This window comes from Citrobacter sp. 21OH12SH02A-Citro, assembly GCF_027919895.1.
Classification (GTDB): domain Bacteria; phylum Pseudomonadota; class Gammaproteobacteria; order Enterobacterales; family Enterobacteriaceae; genus Citrobacter; species Citrobacter braakii.
Map to the genome: position 1 here is coordinate 3459881 of NZ_CP114801.1, position 16595 is coordinate 3476475.

The window sequence follows — 16595 nt, forward strand, 5'->3', positions numbered from 1 at the left end:
TCTCCTCACTTGTACAAAATTGCGGTTGCATGAGTGCTGCTATCAATGCGCATTGAGGTGATTTTCCAGGAAGTTGCCTTCTTTTCCTGCGCCAGTCTGGCGATTGCATGTTCAACAACAGAAGGTGCGGCGGCAATTGCCGACACGCTGACGCGGGCTACTTCGACTGGCTGCTGTGCCAGTGCAGAAAATGTCACCGGCGCGGTCAGTAAAGCAGTCAACAATAATGAAGTTTTAAGCATGTTCATTTCTATTTCCATTAACAAGTGATTTCACTCGTAATAGAATAAAACATTATTGCTTATCTTATTTCCTCCATAACACCAGAATAACTGTTCATGAGTATTTCTTTATATATGATAAAAAAAAGCCCCAGACAGGTGGGGCAATCATGCAAACTATATTATTATTTTATTAGAGAGAAGAGATCGTTCAGTGATTCGCTCATGCTCGGATGAGTAAATATTTGATTGCGCAATGTCGTGTAAGGTAAACCAGCATCCATAACGGTTTTAATGATATTAATCATCTCATGAGAATCCACGCACAGCAGCGATACGCCTAATATCTGTTTCGTTTCGCGATTTACCACCGCTTTAAGTACGCCACGCGTGTCATTCATCACCCGTGCACGCGGGATAGCCGCGACAGGCAGGGTGACAACCTGGACCGCCGCGCCGCTGGCGCGAGCTTGTTCTTCTGTCATTCCCACGCGGGAAAGCGGCGGCGTCATAAAAACAGAATACGGTACGTTTTGGCGATCGCCGGTGTTACGTAATCCCTCGCCTAACAGGTTGTCGCGCACAATACGGAAGTCATCCAGCGAGATATAGGTGAATTGTAACCCCCCCGTCACATCGCCCATGGCCCAGATATTGTCTGCCGAAGTACGCAGATATTTATTCACTACAATGGCACCGCGCGCGTTGACATCCACACCCGCTTTCTGCAACTGCAGATTTTCAGTTGCCGGTTTGCGACCTGATGCCACCAGTAGCGCATCCACAGTCTGGACGCCTTCCGGCATTTGCACCTGCACCGCGCCGTCATGGGACGAAATCGCCTGCACCCTGGCATTGAGGATAATCTCAACCCCTTTGTCGCGTAAAATGTTGGCGATAGCGTCGGCAATATCCCGATCTTCGCGGGCTAAAAACAGTGGGGCGGCTTCATAAATGGTGACCTTACTGCCAAAGTTGGCAAACATTGATGCGAATTCAACACCAATATAACCACCGCCCAAAATCCCCAAACGTTCCGGACGTTGCGTCAAACTTAACAACCCGGTACTGTCAAACACGCCCGGTGTAGTCATTAACCCTGCCACGTTTGGCATCGTTGCCTGTGCGCCGGTATTAATAAAGATCTTTTCGCCGCTTAGCTCAATCGCGCCTGTTGACTGCACGACCCGCACCGTATGGTTATCAATGAATTCAGCACGACCTTCAATCACATCTACATTTTCCAGATCGGCAAGATTATGGAAATTTTTATCACGCAGAAAGCTGACAACGGAGGCCTTGCGCTGCATCGCCGCAGCAAAGTCATGCTGAAGTTCAGCATCGTGTACCAGGGTTTTGGTGGGAATGCAGCCGATATTGATACATGTCCCGCCATACATGGTGTTTGACTGTTCAATAATCGCCACTCGCCAGCCCGTTTTCGCCAGGGTAGCCGCCAGCGTTTTACCCGCTTTGCCAAATCCGATAATAATCGCCTGATACTGATTCATGCTGTCTCTCCACCATGTCACTGTTCGTTTGTTGAACTGAAGTATAGGTTTAACGATGCATGAACAATGTATCCATATCACGCAAATTACTGTCAAATCGTCTAAACAACTACTATCTCTCTTCCACTCAATCCATCGAGACAATAAACTAAGACCATAAATTTATTTAATAAATAATGAGTAACAGCGTTACTTTATCTCGACAAGCATCAACAAGAACTGCTCAGGAGTCTTTATGGATGCACTTAGCCGATTACTTATGCTTAACGACCCGCAGGGCTCGATTGATCAAAACTGCCTGCTGAGCAGGGACTGGCAACTGCCGCACGCGGCGGGCGAGCTGTCCGTTATCCGCTGGCATACGGTAACCCAGGGATTTGCTCAACTGGATATGCCAGACGGAACGTCTTCTACGTTACGCCCAGGAACAATAGTCATTCTGCCTCAAAACTCCGCGCATCGGCTGTGCCAGACAGGGGAAGAACAAACGCATATTGTCTGCGGAAGCCTGCGATTGCAGGCATCTTCACGCTATTTTTTAACCGCCCTTCCGGAAGTATTAATACTGGCACCAGAAGATAATAGTCCCATTAGCCACTGGCTGAAGGCCATGATTGCGCTTATGCAGCAGGAATACATCAACGATCTGCCTGGCTCCAACATCGTTTGCAGCCAGCAATGCGCTACGCTGTTCGCGTTAGCCGTTCGCGAGTGGCTATCCCAGCCGACACCCGCTAAAAATGTGCTGAATTTATTGCTGCACCCAAGGCTTGGGGCCGTTGTCTTCATGATGCTGGAGTCACCGGCTTTTCCCTGGACTGTCGAAGAACTGGCAAAGCGTGCCCATATGTCGCGGGCCAGCTTTGCGCAGCTATTCCGTGAAGTATCAAACTCCACGCCGCTGGCGGTGTTAACCGAGCTACGGCTGCAATTCGCCGCCCAGATGCTGTCACGCGGATCGCAGCCGTTGATCGTTATTGCCGAGTCGGTGGGTTACGCCAGCGAATCATCGTTTCACAAAGTCTTTTTACGGGGATTTGGCTGCACGCCGGGCGAGTACCGAAAACGCGTGAAAGCGCTGGCGGCATAACGCACCGCCTGCTTCGGCAACAAAACCGACGCAGGCGAGCGCTTCAAGGCATTACTTTTGGCTACGATGCCTGTGCAGCCACATCAGCTTATAAGCTGCCGGAATAATAAACAGCGACAGCAATGGCGCGGTAATCATGCCGCCAATCATCGGCGCGGCAATGCGGCTCATCACTTCTGAGCCCGCCCCTGTCCCCCACAAGATTGGCAACAGGCCCGCGATAATCACCGCCACGGTCATCGCTTTCGGACGCACGCGCAGCACCGCGCCGTGATACAACGCTTCATCCAGCTTATCCGCCGTAAAGGTTTGCGGATTTTCCAGCGCAGGCTCGGCTTCAATAGCATGGCGCAAGTACATCAGCATCACTACGCCAAACTCCGCGGCAACGCCGGCCAGGGCGATAAACCCGGTTCCGGTCGCAACCGACATATGGAACCCCATCCAGTAGAGGAACCAGATCCCCCCTACCAGCGCAAAGGGCACGCTGGTGATAATCAGCAGCGCTTCACCAAAGCGACGGAAAGCCAGATAAAGCAGGACAAAGATAATCATCAGCGTCATCGGCACCATCAGTTTGAGCTTATGGCTGGCGCGTTCAAGCAGCTCGAACTGCCCGGAAAACGCCACGCTGGTCCCCGGCTTTAACTGCACGTTTTCAGCGATCGCTTTTTTCAGATCGTTCACCACCGAAACCATGTCACGGTCGCGGGCGTCGATATAAATCCAGCTGGTGGGTCGCGCATCTTCGGTTTTCAACATCGACGGACCAGAAACCACTGTCACATCTGCAACATCAGCCAGCGTGATTTGCTGCTTCATGGGCGTCAGAATAGGCAGATTACGCAGCGCTTCCGGGCTATCACGATAGCTCTGCGCATAGCGAAGGTTAATCGGATAACGTGCAATCCCTTCCACCGTTTCGCCCACCATCGCGCCTCCGACCGCGGAGGTGACAAACAACTGTACCGCGCCAACGGTCATACCGTAGCGGGCTGCTTTCTCCCGATTAATGTCCACATTAATATAGCGCCCGCCCACCAGCCGCTCAGCCAGCGCCGAAGCGACGCCCGGCACGGTTCTGGCTACCTCTTCGATTTGTTCTGCCGTGGCGTCGATATCAGCCAGAACGTTACCTGACACCTTTATCCCAATCGGGCTTTTGATGCCGGTAGAAAGCATGTCGATACGGTTACGAATAGGCGGAACCCACAGATTCGCCAGCCCTGGCAAGCGCACGGTTTTGTCGAGTTCGGCGATGATTTTGTCCATCGTCATCCCCGGACGCCACTGATCCTGCGGCTTCAGTTGGATCGTTGTTTCGACCATTTCCAGCGGCGCGGAATCCGTTGCGGTTTCCGCCTTACCGGTTTTACCAAACACACGCGCCACTTCCGGAACGGTCATGATCAGCTTGTCGGTTTTTTGCAGCATATCCGCCGCCTGCGCCGCCGAAATCCCCGGCAGGGTTGACGGCATATACAGTAGATCGCCTTCGTTAATCTGCGGCAGGAATTCACCACCGACTTTATTCAGCGGGTAGATAACCGTCAGTATTGAAAGCACCGCCACCAGCAGGGTGGTTTTAGGCCAATGCAGCACCTTCAACAACAGTGGATGATAAATACGGATCAGGAAACGGTTAAGCGGGTTACTGCTTTCCGCCGGTATTTTGCCACGGATCCAGAATCCCATCAGGATCGGAATGACGACAATAGCCAGAAACGCCGCGCCTGCCATGGCATACGTTTTGGTGAACGCCAGCGGGCCGAACAGTCGCCCCTCTTGCCCCTCGAGCGTGAAAATAGGGATAAACGACAGGGTGATAATCAGCAAGCTGATGAACAATGCCGGGCCGACCTCTACCGAGGCATCAGTAATAACCTTCCAGCGCGTTGCGTTATCCAGTTTTTCATCCGGATGCTGATGTCCCCACTCTTCAAGCCGCTTATGGGCGTTTTCAATCATCACGATCGCGGCATCGACCATCGCCCCGACGGCAATGGCAATGCCCCCAAGCGACATGATATTGGCGTTCAGCCCCTGGAAATGCATCACGATAAACGCGATACACAGTCCCAGCGGCAGGGAAATAATCGCCACCAGCGCCGAACGCAGATGCCACAGGAACAGCGCGCACACCAGCGCAACAACGATAAACTCTTCCAGCAGCTTATAGCTCAGGTTATCAATAGCGCGATCGATGAGCTGACTGCGATCGTATGTTGTAACTACCTCAACGCCTTCCGGCAGGCTGCTTTTCAGCGTGTCGAGTTTGGCTTTGACGGCGGAGATCACTTCACGCGCATTTTTACCGGAACGCAGAATTACCACCCCGCCCGCCACTTCGCCTTCACCATTCAGTTCGGCGATCCCACGGCGCATTTCCGGCCCAATTTGCACACGCGCGACATCGCGCAGGTAAACAGGTACACCGTCGGCCCCTGTTTTCAGGACGATATTATTGAAGTCATCAAGCGTTTGTAGATACCCACTGGCGCGGACCATATATTCCGCTTCAGCCATCTCAACAGACGAGCCGCCCGCCTCCTGATTCGACGTATCCAGTGCAGATTTCACCTCCGCCAGGCTGATGCCATATTGCGTCAGCTTCATCGGGTCGATAACAACCTGGTACTGTTTAACCACGCCGCCTACCGAGGCCACCTCTGCCACGTTCGGAATCGTTTTTAACTCATACTTTAAAAACCAGTCCTGAAGAGTACGTAACTCTGCCAGATCGTGTTTACCGCTGCGATCGACCAGCGCATATTCAAAGATCCAGCCGACGCCCGTGGCGTCCGGTCCCATCTCCGCACTGACCCCTGCCGGTAATTTCCCCTGAACCTGGTTGAGATACTCCAGTACGCGCGAGCGCGCCCAGTAAGGATCGGTGCCATCTTCGAAAATGACGTACACATAGGAATCACCAAACTGCGAGAAACCACGCACGGTCTTCGCGCCCGGTACCGACAGCATGGTGGTGGTCAGCGGGTAAGTCACCTGATTTTCAACGATTTGCGGTGCCTGCCCTGGATAGCTGGTTTTGACGATCACCTGAACATCAGAGAGATCGGGCAACGCATCAACCGGGGTATTAATGATAGTCCAGGTTCCCCAGATACTGAGAAACAGCGCCCCCATCATCACCAGAAAACGGTTTGCCACCGAACGGCGGATAATCCATTCAATCATTTATCATGTCCTCAGTGTGAATGGGTCGCCTGGGCTGGCTTTGCGGATGCGTCTTGCGCACCACTGTTCTGCGCGCGCATACGGTCCAGTGCGCCAGAGATATTCGCCTCGGAATCAATCAGGAACAGACCACTGGACACCACTTTTTCACCTTCAGTCAGGCCTGAGCGGATAGCCGTCAGCCCTTGAGATTCATGGAATACCGCAACCTGCTTCGGTACAAATCGACCTTCGTTATCGACGGTGATCACCCGTTGCTCGGTGCCTGTATCAATCAACGCCTTTGAGGGGATCAGCAGCATCGGTTCACTTTGCGTTTTCAGTTGCAGGTAAGCATTCATCCCCGGCTTGAGCGCCTCATCAGGGTTATTGACCTGCAAACGGATCTGCAGCGTACGCGTGGTGGCATCGACACTTGGCAAGATATTCCACTTGCTAATGGTGAAAGGCTTATCCGGCCAGGCGGGCACAGTGATGGTAAATTGCGAGGCGTCTTTGATCAGCCAGGCGATAGATTCCGGGACCGACGCGCTGACCCATACCGGGTCCATCCCCTGAATTTTCGCGACCACATTGTCTTTGGAAATGTTCATGCCGGTACGCAAATCGAATGCGGTAATCACCCCATCAATAGGGGCTTTCAGGGTAAAGCGGGTCTGAATTTTACGCGTCGATTTTAAGCGCTGAATATCCGCTTCCGGCATACCGGCCAGACGTAATCTCTCCAGAATCCCTTCCACCTGCGTCGCACTGCCGCCAGTCTCCCGCAGTAACAAATATTCGCTCTGCGCCTCAACCCAGTCGGGAATCGTCAGATCGATAAGCGGCGCACCTTGCTTAATTTTGTCGCCCACGGTTAGCGGGTAAACCTTTTCGATAAAGCCTGCGGAGCGAGCCTGGACAATAACAAACTGGTATTCGTTATAGCTAACGTTAGCCGGGAAAGTTTGCGCATAGTGCAGCGGGCCACGGCGCACAGGTTCTGTTTTCAGACCCAAATTTTGGGTCTGAGTAGGATCGATACGCACGCCAGGCGCTGACGCGCTCGCGGTCTCTTCATCGGCATATTTGGGGATCAGATCCATATCCATAAACGGTGATTTACCCGGCTTATCAAAGCGCGTGTTCGGGTACATGGGGTCATACCAGAACAACACTTTTCTGGCTTCTTTTTGCGAAGCCTGCCCGGTTTCAGCCGTTACGTTTGCTGATGAATAATAAGTATAAATACCGACAGAAATAACCCCACCGACAATCATGCCAGCGAGAATAAGCGCGGTATTTTTAATATTTAAAGACGCCATAGTGATTTCCATTGCGCGATAGTCTCACCCGCATTTCGAAGAATCCGGGCAAGAATAAAAGAGACCAGCGAGAACGTTATTTACTGATGTGAATATCGCGTAACACAGAGAGATTTCCCTGCTGAACAAACGTAAACGCAACCTTATCGCCGGGTTTAATATCGTCAGCCTTGGTGTCGGCAACCCGCGTAAAACGCATCGTCATGGCAGGCCAGTTCACCGCGGCAATGGGATCATGCTTGATCGTGATTTTTTTACTTTCTTTATCAATAGCTTCAATCACCCCGGTGGCGCTAATGACGTCTTCCTGTTGGGCCGCTGGCTGCATGTTCATCATCTCGCCATGCTGATGCTCATTGGCCTGAGCGTTAAACATGACCACAGAGAAAAAGCTAAACAACACGGCTTTGGCGGTAGTATTCATACTTGATGCTCCTGAAAAGTTAATATTAAGGATTACTCCACCCAACCGCCGCCTAAGGCAGCAAACAGCTTAATTTCATTAACCTGTTGGGCGTAATTAAGATCGAGCAGCGATTGCTGCGTAGCGAATAAAGAACGTTCGGCGTCCAGTACTTCGATGTAGCTAACCGCACCATTTTGATAAAGCGCTCTGGCGCGTTGTAAGGTGATTTGCAATGACGTCAGGTAGCGCTGCTGACCACTAATTTGATCGGCAATGCTTTGGCGCAACACCAGCGCATCCGCCACCTCTTTAAACGCGTTCTGAATTTTTTGTTCGTAATTCACCACCGACTGCTGTTGGCGAATTTCAGCGAGGTCGAGATTGGACTGATTACGTCCGGCGTTAAAAATGGGAATATCTATTTTGGGGACAAAATTCCACATACCGCTGGTCGCATTAAATAAGCTGGAGAGATCGCTGCTGCTGCTGGAAACCGAACTGGTCAAGGTAATCGACGGGAAAAACGCTGCCCGTGCGGCGCCGATATTGGCATTCGCCGCCATTAATCCGTGTTCAGCTTCCAAAATATCCGGGCGCTGCAACAGGATTTGCGACGAGAGCGATGGCGGCAGCGTTACTGGTTTAATATCCCCGCTGCTGCGCATCTGGTCGTTGGGTAATTTCCCGTACGTACCCAGCAACAGTTGCAGCGCGTTGTTCGCCTGCGCCAGTTCACCTTTACGCTTCGCGATTTCGCTGCGCGTGCTTTCAATCACGCCCCGCGCCTGTTCCAGCGCCAGCACGTTGGTGCTTCCGGTCAGCAACTGCTTCTCAACAAAAGCGTAAGAACGCTGATAGTTTTGCAGCGTTTCTTCGGCAATTTGCAGTTGTGCATAAGCCAGACGCTGATTGAAATAACTTTGCGATACGTTGGAGATTAATGAGATGTGTACCGCCCGACGCGCCTCTTCGCTGGCAAAGAAGTTCTGTCGCTCGGCTTCACTCATATTTTTCAGCCGACCAAAGAAGTCCAGATCGAAACTGAGATTGAGTCCAGCTTCGAATTCACGATCGGTGCTGCTATCGCCTTTTAATTTGCCGCTGTAAGTACCGCTGGAACCTGCCGTGATTTGCGGATAGCGGTCAGCATCCGTGACGCCATATTGCGCTCTCGCTTCCTGAACTTTTAGCACTGCCATACGTAAATCGCGGTTATTGACCAGCGCCTCGCCAATCAGCGCCTTTACCTGGGAGTCAACGAAGAAGCTCCGCCAGCCCGTGTCCTGATATCCCACCGGTGCAGAAACCAGGGCGTTCTGGCTTAAGGAGAATTGCTGCGGCACAGGCAATGTCGGACGCTGATAGTCCGGCGCCAATGAACAACCGGCGAGAACGAATACAGCGCTGAGGGTAAGAAGCTTAAATTTGCTCATAGTTCTTCTCGTCCTGACCGGACTGATGGCCCTAAAAAATGTAGGAATTTATAGCGTTGTACTTTAACGAAGTGACTCTGTTTAAGCGGTGACAGGAAAATGACAAAACTGTCATTTTCCCAATAACCGATTGCTATCCGATCCCGCTTCCCTAGAATTGAAAGTCCGCACAACCCATGTGAGAAGGAGAATGCGATGAAGGTGTTGATAGTCGAAGATGAGAAAAAAACCGGTGAATACCTGACGAAAGGCCTGACGGAAGCGGGTTTTGTCGTGGATTTAGCGGATAACGGCCTGAACGGGTACCACCTGGCGATGACCGGCGATTACGACCTGCTCATACTCGACATCATGCTGCCGGATGTAAACGGCTGGGATATCGTACGGATGCTGCGTTCCGCTAACAAAGGGATGCCCATTCTTCTCCTCACCGCGCTGGGTACCATCGAACATCGGGTTAAGGGTCTGGAATTAGGCGCTGATGATTATCTGGTCAAACCGTTCGCCTTCGCCGAACTGCTGGCGCGGGTCAGAACGCTGCTGCGCCGGGGTGCGGCGGTGATTGTCGAAAGCCAGTTTCAGGTCGCGGATTTAATGGTCGATCTGGTCAGCAGAAAAGTCACTCGCAGCGGGACGCGTATTACCCTGACCAGCAAAGAGTTTACGCTGCTTGAGTTTTTCCTTCGTCATCAAGGGGAAGTTTTACCCCGCTCGCTGATCGCCTCCCAGGTTTGGGATATGAATTTTGACAGCGATACCAATGCCATCGACGTCGCCGTTAAGCGTCTGCGCGCCAAAATTGATAACGATTTTGAGCCGAAACTGATTCAGACCGTACGCGGCGTGGGATATATGCTTGAGGTTCCTGATGCCCAGTAAACGATGGCGGCGCCCTTTTTCGCTGGCGACACGACTGACCTTTTTTATCAGTCTGGCGACGATCGCTTCATTTTTCGCCTTTGCATGGATAATGATCCACTCCGTGAAGGTCCATTTCGCCGAGCAGGACATCAATGATTTACAAGAGATCAGCGCCACGCTGGAGCGGATTATTAACCAACCCAACGAGCCAGAATCACGCCGCCTGGAAACGCTAAAAAACGTGGTTGAGGGCTACTCGAACGTCATTATTTCTCTGGAAGACAGTAAGCAGAAAGCCATTTTTCATTCGCCAAATGCGCCGGATCTCCGGCAATTTATCGCCAGCGCAAGACCGGATAAAAATGCCCATGCCAGCGATGTTTTTATTATATCCGGCCCAACACTGCAAACGGCCAAACATATTCACGGACAAAAAACGTCGTCTAACTGGCGAATGATTCGCCTGCCGGTAGGAAAGCTGACTGATGGAAAAGCGGCGTATACGCTGTATCTGGCGTTATCGATCGATTTTCATCTGCACTATATTAACGACCTGAAAAACAAACTGATTATGACGGCATCGCTGATTAGCATGATGATTGTATTTATCGTGCTGTTCGCTGTGTATAAAGGCCATGAACCGATCCGTAATGTCAGTCGGCGCATCCAAAATATCACTTCAAAAGATCTTGATGTGCGCCTCGATCCGCAAGCGGTCCCTATTGAACTGGAACAGCTGGTAAGTTCGTTTAATCACATGATCGAACGCATCGAGGATGTATTTAAACGTCAGTCGAACTTCTCGGCGGATATTGCCCATGAGATCCGCACGCCAATAACCAACCTGGTCACACAAACGGAAATTGCGCTCAGCCAAACCCGTAGCCAAAAAGAGCTGGAAGACGTGCTGTATTCCAATCTTGAAGAGTTTGGTCGTATGTCGAAAATGGTAAGCGACATGCTGTTTCTGGCGCAGGCAGACAACAATCAGCTTATCCCGGAAAAGACAGCGCTTAATCTGGCCGATGAGGTTGGTAAAGTGTTCGATTTTTTCGAAGCCTGGGCAGAAGAGCGCGAGGTTGGCTTACGTTTTGAAGGACGCGCATGCTGGGTTTCAGGCGATCCGTTAATGCTACGCCGGGCAATGAGTAATCTGCTTTCAAATGCCATGCGCTACACGCCAAAGGGCGAGTCGGTAACCGTGCGGGTGAAAGAGGCGGATGGCCTGGTCCAGATAGTCGTGGAAAATCCCGGCCCCCCCATTCCCCCACAGCATCTATCGCGGCTATTTGATCGTTTTTATCGGGTTGACCCTTCGCGACAGCGTAAAGGCGAAGGCAGCGGTATTGGCCTGGCGATTGTGAAATCGATTGTTATCGCCCATCAGGGGAAAGTCTCGGTGACATCCGATCAGCTTGCCACCCGATTTATTCTGACGCTGCCCAAGCATGCGATGTAATTTATGGTAATGGCGTTGATACCTTAAACAATTCGAGTTGCAGGAAGGCGGCAAGAGAGGGAATCCCCAGTCACTTACTTAAGTAAATGACTGGGGTGAACGAGCGCAGCCAACGCATATGCAACTTGAAGTATGAACGATATATATCATCACCGATTCTCTGACGTAACCGTCATAATCCTGTCACGCCGCTGACAGCCCTCACCAATTATAATTTCTTCCGTAAACCCAAACAGGAGAAATATGATGAATAAGATATCCTCTTTTTTCGCTATCGCGTTTTTTATTTCAGCTGGCGTTAATGCGGCAGACACACCCAAAATGCATCAGCAGGCCGCAGCAGCCCATGAAATGATGAATAACAGCAGTGCCCCTGCACATCAACAAATGGCGCAAGAACACGTCGCGCAGACGAATAATTCAACGTCAACGCCATCCCAGGCACGCCCTTTTTCACAAATGAATAAACATGAAAAAGCGATGGTCGTTCACCAGTCAGTGAATAACGGTCATTCATATGCCCATGAGGTTCAGGCCAGGCAGCACCGCGCACAGATCCCCTCGCAAGGGTAACGTTGCCCTGTGTTGAATAAAATGTCCATCAATACGCTATGTATGAATATTGCGGACAAAACGCGCCACGCAGGCCTGTACATTTACAAGCCTGCGTTCCTGCCGTTAATGTCAATATTAATATTTCTTTAAACACTTCATTAAAAAGTAAATATAATTAAGCGCTTTATCTCACTTGTATAAAACACGTAATTCACCTGCTTGTAATGTTGCATATTACAGCCCCCACACCCTCACCATTAATATAAATTAGGATTCCCCCTGGTATGCGTCATTAATATTTAATGGGAGACTGCCGTCGTCGTAAACATGACATTCGAACAGTTCGTATTCCTATAAATAAACTTAATGATGATAGTGAGCAAAAAATGAAAAAACGTCTGCTGACCCTCTTTGTCCTCGGCCTGACAACCGCCACAACAGCATGCGCAATTACCCCGGCAATGCAGAAAAAGTATGAACATTCAGGTTGTACGCAAATGAGTGAACTCAATGGCTGCGATATCAATAAATCCTATCAGTGGAACCGCGATCATGGTTTTATTGAGAACGGCGACAGCCAGCAGAGCCGTCATCATCGTCATGGTGAAGAGCAGCAAAAAAACGCTGAACGGGATAACCACGATAATGCCGATATTTACGGCAAATTCAGCGGAAATTACGTAGCCAAATTTGCCAATGGTCAACGCAGCGTTGATATTCACGTCGAGGGTTCCAGCGTGTACGTCAATGGTAATGAAGTGCGTGACGTAAATACCTATCAGGATACGATGACCTTCCGTGTCGGCTATGCCACTTACACCATTAAAACGAATGGTCGCGGTAGCTGGAATGACAGCGATGCCGGGAATGCTGGCAAAATTGTGCGCGAGTAACGGATACCGCCACAATGAAAAAACTGATTTCCACATTGGTTATTATGGCTAGTTTGTCGGGCTGTGCCGAACATCCTTACCTTTCTGCAGCCGCTGCTGGTATTGGGGCCGCAGCAGTTGCCACGGCGATCGCTAATCACAAAAACCGTGAAGCCAACCGTGATAAAGAGCATGAACGCCAGGAACGCGAGCAAAGGGAGAACCAGCATGCGTGGCGGCATCGTCACCATCACTCCGATGATGACGGCCATTACTATCACCGCTAAGTCAGCACAAAGAGCGCTGCGATCACAGCGCTCTCAACGGTCATGTATTACAGTATGCCGTTTTAATACTGGAGTCAGGCATGGCATTAACCCTCACGGTATTGCTTGAAAACAGGCGCGCTGCGAGCGCAGATAAATCCTTACGGGCAAAGCCTGGATTAAGTCTGTTAGTTCAGGATGAAACCACCACCATACTATTTGATACCGGCCCGGACGACAGCTTCATACTTAATGCCGCGCAAATGGGCGTAGACCTGACGCAATTGACCGCCGTGGTTCTTTCGCACGGCCATTACGATCACTGTGGCGGCGTGCCGTGGCTGGCGGATAACAGTCGTATCATTTGCCATCCCCAAATAGCCTGCGAGCGGTACGCCTCAATAACCCTGGCGGGAACGCCAAGAAAAATAAAAAAACTCTCGCGTGATAACGACTATTCTCGACTAATCATGGAATACACCCGTGAACCGTTGGCGATCAGCGATCGATTTTTGTGGTCCGGGGAAATTAGTGTCGCCACTCCACAGGCCTATGGCGTTATTAGCGAGAAAACACCTCAACCGGATTACATCAGCGACGAAGGCGTATTGATCTATAAATCTGATCGCGGGTTAGTCATCATTACCGGATGCGGGCATCGGGGAATAGAGAATATCGTACGCCATTGCCAAAACATCACCGGCGTTAACCAAATTTACGCCCTCGTCGGTGGGTTCCATTTACGCACTGCCTCCCCCGCTAAGCTATGGCGAACCCGACAATTTATTAAGCAACAACAACCAGAAAAACTACTCGGCTGTCATTGCACCGGTTCGTGGGGTCGATTGTGGCTACCGGGAACTGACGCCCCGGCAACGGGAGATGTGATTGTGCTGGCAGAGTAACGGCGATAAGACATTGCCGAAACAGCAATAAAAAGCGGGAGCCTTACGGCCCCCGCTTTTCAACCATCATTACAGAGTGACGATTGCTGGCTCATCAAAGACGGTGAGTTTTGGCGCTTCGCCGGTGAATTTCTCTGCGTATACCAGGCTGGTATTCCCCGCACAGCCATTCGCCAGCCTTGAGGTTGGGATATCCGCCGTCAGCACGTTCGCGCCGCCATTTTTGCAGATACCGTTCTCAATATCTGGCCATGCGCCTTCATGGATACAGATGATTCCCGGTTTGATACCGTCACTGATGTGTGCCCCCACCAGCACCTGTCCACGCGCGTTCCATACGCGTACCAGATCACCCTCGGCAATACCTCTGGCTTTCGCATCATCCGGGTGAATCGTTACCGGCTCACGATTGGCAATCGCGTACTCTTTGCGCAGCGAAGCGTAGTTCAACTGACTATGCAGACGATGTGCCGGGTGCGCCGTCAGTAGCTGCAGTTGATCTTTATCCGCAGTTCCTTTCCATTCATCGGGTTCAATCCATGACGCATGCGGCGGGCAATCTTTGTATTGATAGCCTTCAATCGTTTTTGAGTAGATTTCTATCTTACCGCTCGGCGTTCCAAGCGCATTCATCACCGGATCGCTGCGGAAATCCGCGTAGCGTACATATTTGTTATTCTTTTCATTCTCACGCATTTCGATCAGTTTGTTTTGCTGCCAAAACGCGTTGAACTGAGGCATGGCGATACGCTGGGCGCGGGCGGCTTTTTGCGCGGCATCATAGAACTGCTTCAGCCACGCCATTTCATCTTTGCCCTCGGTGTAGACCGCCTTACCGCCAGGCTTGAGCATCTCCGCCAGATCGGCAAATACGTCAAAATCACTGCGTGCTTCAAACTGCGGCTCAATGACCTGCTTCATCGGCACCAGATGTTGGTTACTGTAATCACCGGTCATGGTCAGATCGTTGCGCTCAAACGACGTGGTTATCGGCAGAACTATATCGGCATGTTTGGCCGCTGCGGTCCAGTAGCACTCAGAGATGACAACCAGTTCAGGCTTCTGCCAGGCTTTGATTAAACGGTTAGTATCCTGATGATGGGTAAAGTTAGCGCCGCCCGCCCACCAGATCATTTTGATATCCGGGAAGGTTTGCTCTTTACCGTTATGCTGATATTTGCCGCCTGGATTTTCCAGCGCTTCGACAATTCGCGCTACCGGCAGGCTGATCACCGCATCGGAAACCGCCCAGTCGTTACCCGCAGATGACCCACCCTCAATTTGGGCGGAGATGGCTGGCAATACTCCCCCGGTACGCGTTGGGTTACCGCCGTTGGAATAGTGATAAGAGAATCCGAAACCACCGCCTTCGGTACCAATTTGCCCCAGCATCGCCGCCAGAGTCACCAGCATCCAGTGTTTTTGCTCACCGTATTGCTGGCGCTGAATCCCCCAACCCGCCATGAGCATGGTTTTATTGCTGGAGAAAATTTCCGCCAGCTTCTCCAGTTGCTCAGCAGGTACGCCGCACACGCCGGAAGCCCACTCGGCGGTTTTCTCTATTTTGTCGCTCTTGCCGAGCAAATACTCTTCAAACTGCGGATATCCAGTGGTGTATTTTTCCAGGAAGGCTTTGTCATGGAGATTTTTCTTCACCAGCGTATGGGCGATCCCTAACATCATCGCCACATCGGTCCCCATATGTGGCGCAATCCAGGTCGCATTATCACCAAAGAACTCAATGGTTTCGGAACGCATCGGATCGATGGCGATGACGCTTTTCCCTGATTTCTTCAGCAGATTAAAGTATTCAATCCCCTGTTCATCCGTGCTGCTCCAGGCAATCTTGAGGGTATTGAGCGGGTTCATCCCCCACAGCACCACGACCTGACTGTGCTCAAGCACCATCGGCCAGGTGGTTTGCTGCTCATAGACTTCAACCGATCCCACAACGTAAGGCATGATCACCTGCGCGGCACCGGTTGAATAATCTCCGGTATGACCTGCGTAACCACCGGCCATGCTCATATAGCGTTGCAGTAAGGTTTGCGCTTTATGCAGAACGCCGCTAGAGCGCCAGCCATAAGAACCAGCAAATATCGACGCTGGGCCATAGCTGCTACGGATCCGGCTATGCTGCTCGTGTATCAGTTTCAGTGCCTGCTCCCAGCTAACCCGCACGAAAGGATCGCTTCCACGTTTACCATCCGCATTACCCGGGTTTTCCAGATAGCTTTTGCGCACCATCGGATATTTTACGCGGATATTGGTATGGACCTGATCCGGCGCGGTTTGCTGTAACGAGTTCGGCACCGTTTTAGGCAACGCGCCTTTTGAGGAAACCACTTTGCCATCTTTTACTTCCACGTATACCGCGCCCCAACGCGCTGCCGTCAGAATCGCTCCGCCATTTTGGCCTTCGGCCCAGGCCGGCATTGGGATCACCGAAGAAATCGCCATTGTCCCGGTTGCCGCGCCGGCCGTCTTAATAAAGTCACGTCTTGTGAGTTTCATGAT

General features: G+C 51.3%; 14 protein-coding genes. 7 read left to right on the forward strand and 7 right to left on the reverse strand.

Going from position 1 to position 16595, the window contains the following annotated elements; genetic code table 11:
- Positions 1 to 5: 5 nt before the first annotated feature.
- Positions 6 to 242: a reactive chlorine resistance periplasmic protein RclB gene (rclB, locus tag O6D90_RS16830; protein WP_029139445.1), complete on the reverse strand. Its 237-nt coding sequence runs from the start codon at positions 240 to 242 to the stop codon at positions 6 to 8.
- Positions 243 to 406: 164 nt separating this feature from the next.
- The gene (gene rclA, locus O6D90_RS16835; RefSeq protein WP_016155928.1) at positions 407 to 1732 is read right to left on the reverse strand and encodes a reactive chlorine resistance oxidoreductase RclA; all 1326 of its coding nucleotides are present in this window, start codon (positions 1730 to 1732) and stop codon (positions 407 to 409) included.
- Positions 1733 to 1967: 235 nt separating this feature from the next.
- Here rclA and rclR point away from each other — a divergent pair, with 235 nt between their 5' ends.
- The gene (rclR, locus tag O6D90_RS16840; RefSeq protein ID WP_016155927.1) at positions 1968 to 2822 is read left to right on the forward strand and encodes a reactive chlorine-specific transcriptional regulator RclR; all 855 of its coding nucleotides are present in this window, start codon (positions 1968 to 1970) and stop codon (positions 2820 to 2822) included.
- Between the two features lie 51 nt (positions 2823 to 2873).
- Here the strand turns inward: rclR and O6D90_RS16845 are convergent, their stop codons facing one another.
- The 4 genes from O6D90_RS16845 to O6D90_RS16860 all read right to left on the reverse strand — a co-directional run bounded on the left by O6D90_RS16845 (position 2874) and on the right by O6D90_RS16860 (position 9160).
- Entirely contained in the window at positions 2874 to 6017 is a 3144-nt protein-coding gene (locus O6D90_RS16845; RefSeq protein ID WP_016152153.1) for a CusA/CzcA family heavy metal efflux RND transporter, read from the reverse strand.
- A gap of 11 nt (positions 6018 to 6028) precedes the next feature.
- On the reverse strand, positions 6029 to 7321 hold the full coding sequence (locus tag O6D90_RS16850) for an efflux RND transporter periplasmic adaptor subunit (protein WP_016155926.1): 1293 nt from the start codon (positions 7319 to 7321) through the stop codon (positions 6029 to 6031).
- A 76-nt stretch (positions 7322 to 7397) separates the two neighbouring features.
- Entirely contained in the window at positions 7398 to 7745 is a 348-nt protein-coding gene (cusF, locus tag O6D90_RS16855; RefSeq protein ID WP_016155925.1) for a cation efflux system protein CusF, read from the reverse strand.
- Between the two features lie 32 nt (positions 7746 to 7777).
- Positions 7778 to 9160 (reverse strand): efflux transporter outer membrane subunit, encoded by a 1383-nt coding sequence (locus O6D90_RS16860; protein WP_016155924.1) that lies wholly within the window; start codon positions 9158 to 9160, stop codon positions 7778 to 7780.
- 195 nt (positions 9161 to 9355) lie between these two features.
- On the opposite strand from O6D90_RS16860, the gene cusR reads away from it, so the two are divergent.
- The 6 genes from cusR to O6D90_RS16890 all read left to right on the forward strand — a co-directional run bounded on the left by cusR (position 9356) and on the right by O6D90_RS16890 (position 14078).
- A complete protein-coding gene (gene cusR / locus O6D90_RS16865) occupies positions 9356 to 10039 on the forward strand; it encodes a copper response regulator transcription factor CusR (protein ID WP_016152149.1) in 684 nt (227 codons plus the stop codon).
- Complete coding sequence (locus O6D90_RS16870) at positions 10029 to 11480, forward strand: Cu(+)/Ag(+) sensor histidine kinase (protein WP_016155923.1); 1452 nt, start codon at positions 10029 to 10031, stop codon at positions 11478 to 11480. The genes cusR and O6D90_RS16870 overlap by 11 nt, the downstream gene beginning before the upstream one ends.
- A gap of 246 nt (positions 11481 to 11726) precedes the next feature.
- The gene (locus tag O6D90_RS16875) at positions 11727 to 12053 is read left to right on the forward strand and encodes a hypothetical protein (RefSeq protein WP_016155922.1); all 327 of its coding nucleotides are present in this window, start codon (positions 11727 to 11729) and stop codon (positions 12051 to 12053) included.
- A gap of 368 nt (positions 12054 to 12421) precedes the next feature.
- Positions 12422 to 12928 carry a hypothetical protein gene (locus O6D90_RS16880; protein ID WP_016155921.1) on the forward strand — a complete coding sequence of 169 codons (507 nt, stop codon included), beginning with the start codon at positions 12422 to 12424 and terminating at the stop codon, positions 12926 to 12928.
- A 14-nt stretch (positions 12929 to 12942) separates the two neighbouring features.
- Positions 12943 to 13194: a membrane lipoprotein lipid attachment site-containing protein gene (locus O6D90_RS16885; protein WP_016155920.1), complete on the forward strand. Its 252-nt coding sequence runs from the start codon at positions 12943 to 12945 to the stop codon at positions 13192 to 13194.
- An 80-nt stretch (positions 13195 to 13274) separates the two neighbouring features.
- Positions 13275 to 14078, forward strand: a complete 804-nt coding sequence (locus tag O6D90_RS16890; protein WP_016155919.1) for an MBL fold metallo-hydrolase — start codon at positions 13275 to 13277, stop codon at positions 14076 to 14078.
- A gap of 69 nt (positions 14079 to 14147) precedes the next feature.
- Here O6D90_RS16890 and O6D90_RS16895 read toward each other — a convergent pair whose 3' ends face one another.
- Positions 14148 to 16592 carry a trimethylamine-N-oxide reductase 2 gene (locus O6D90_RS16895; RefSeq protein WP_016152143.1) on the reverse strand — a complete coding sequence of 815 codons (2445 nt, stop codon included), beginning with the start codon at positions 16590 to 16592 and terminating at the stop codon, positions 14148 to 14150.
- Positions 16593 to 16595: the final 3 nt, after the last annotated feature.

Excerpts from the sequence above, each read along its gene's own strand:
- O6D90_RS16875 (WP_016155922.1), top strand. The coding sequence starts at position 11,727 with ATGAATAAGATATCCTCTTTTTTCGCTATCGCGTTTTTTATTTCAGCT.
- O6D90_RS16860 (WP_016155924.1), bottom strand. The coding sequence starts at position 9,160 with ATGAGCAAATTTAAGCTTCTTACCCTCAGCGCTGTATTCGTTCTCGCC.
- O6D90_RS16885 (WP_016155920.1), top strand. The coding sequence starts at position 12,943 with ATGAAAAAACTGATTTCCACATTGGTTATTATGGCTAGTTTGTCGGGC.
- O6D90_RS16850 (WP_016155926.1), bottom strand. The coding sequence starts at position 7,321 with ATGGCGTCTTTAAATATTAAAAATACCGCGCTTATTCTCGCTGGCATG.
- rclA (WP_016155928.1), bottom strand. The coding sequence starts at position 1,732 with ATGAATCAGTATCAGGCGATTATTATCGGATTTGGCAAAGCGGGTAAA.
- O6D90_RS16845 (WP_016152153.1), bottom strand. The coding sequence starts at position 6,017 with ATGATTGAATGGATTATCCGCCGTTCGGTGGCAAACCGTTTTCTGGTG.
- O6D90_RS16890 (WP_016155919.1), top strand. The coding sequence starts at position 13,275 with ATGGCATTAACCCTCACGGTATTGCTTGAAAACAGGCGCGCTGCGAGC.
- O6D90_RS16870 (WP_016155923.1), top strand. The coding sequence starts at position 10,029 with ATGCCCAGTAAACGATGGCGGCGCCCTTTTTCGCTGGCGACACGACTG.
- O6D90_RS16895 (WP_016152143.1), bottom strand. The coding sequence starts at position 16,592 with ATGAAACTCACAAGACGTGACTTTATTAAGACGGCCGGCGCGGCAACC.
- cusF (WP_016155925.1), bottom strand. The coding sequence starts at position 7,745 with ATGAATACTACCGCCAAAGCCGTGTTGTTTAGCTTTTTCTCTGTGGTC.
- rclB (WP_029139445.1), bottom strand. The coding sequence starts at position 242 with ATGCTTAAAACTTCATTATTGTTGACTGCTTTACTGACCGCGCCGGTG.
- rclR (WP_016155927.1), top strand. The coding sequence starts at position 1,968 with ATGGATGCACTTAGCCGATTACTTATGCTTAACGACCCGCAGGGCTCG.
- O6D90_RS16880 (WP_016155921.1), top strand. The coding sequence starts at position 12,422 with ATGAAAAAACGTCTGCTGACCCTCTTTGTCCTCGGCCTGACAACCGCC.
- cusR (WP_016152149.1), top strand. The coding sequence starts at position 9,356 with ATGAAGGTGTTGATAGTCGAAGATGAGAAAAAAACCGGTGAATACCTG.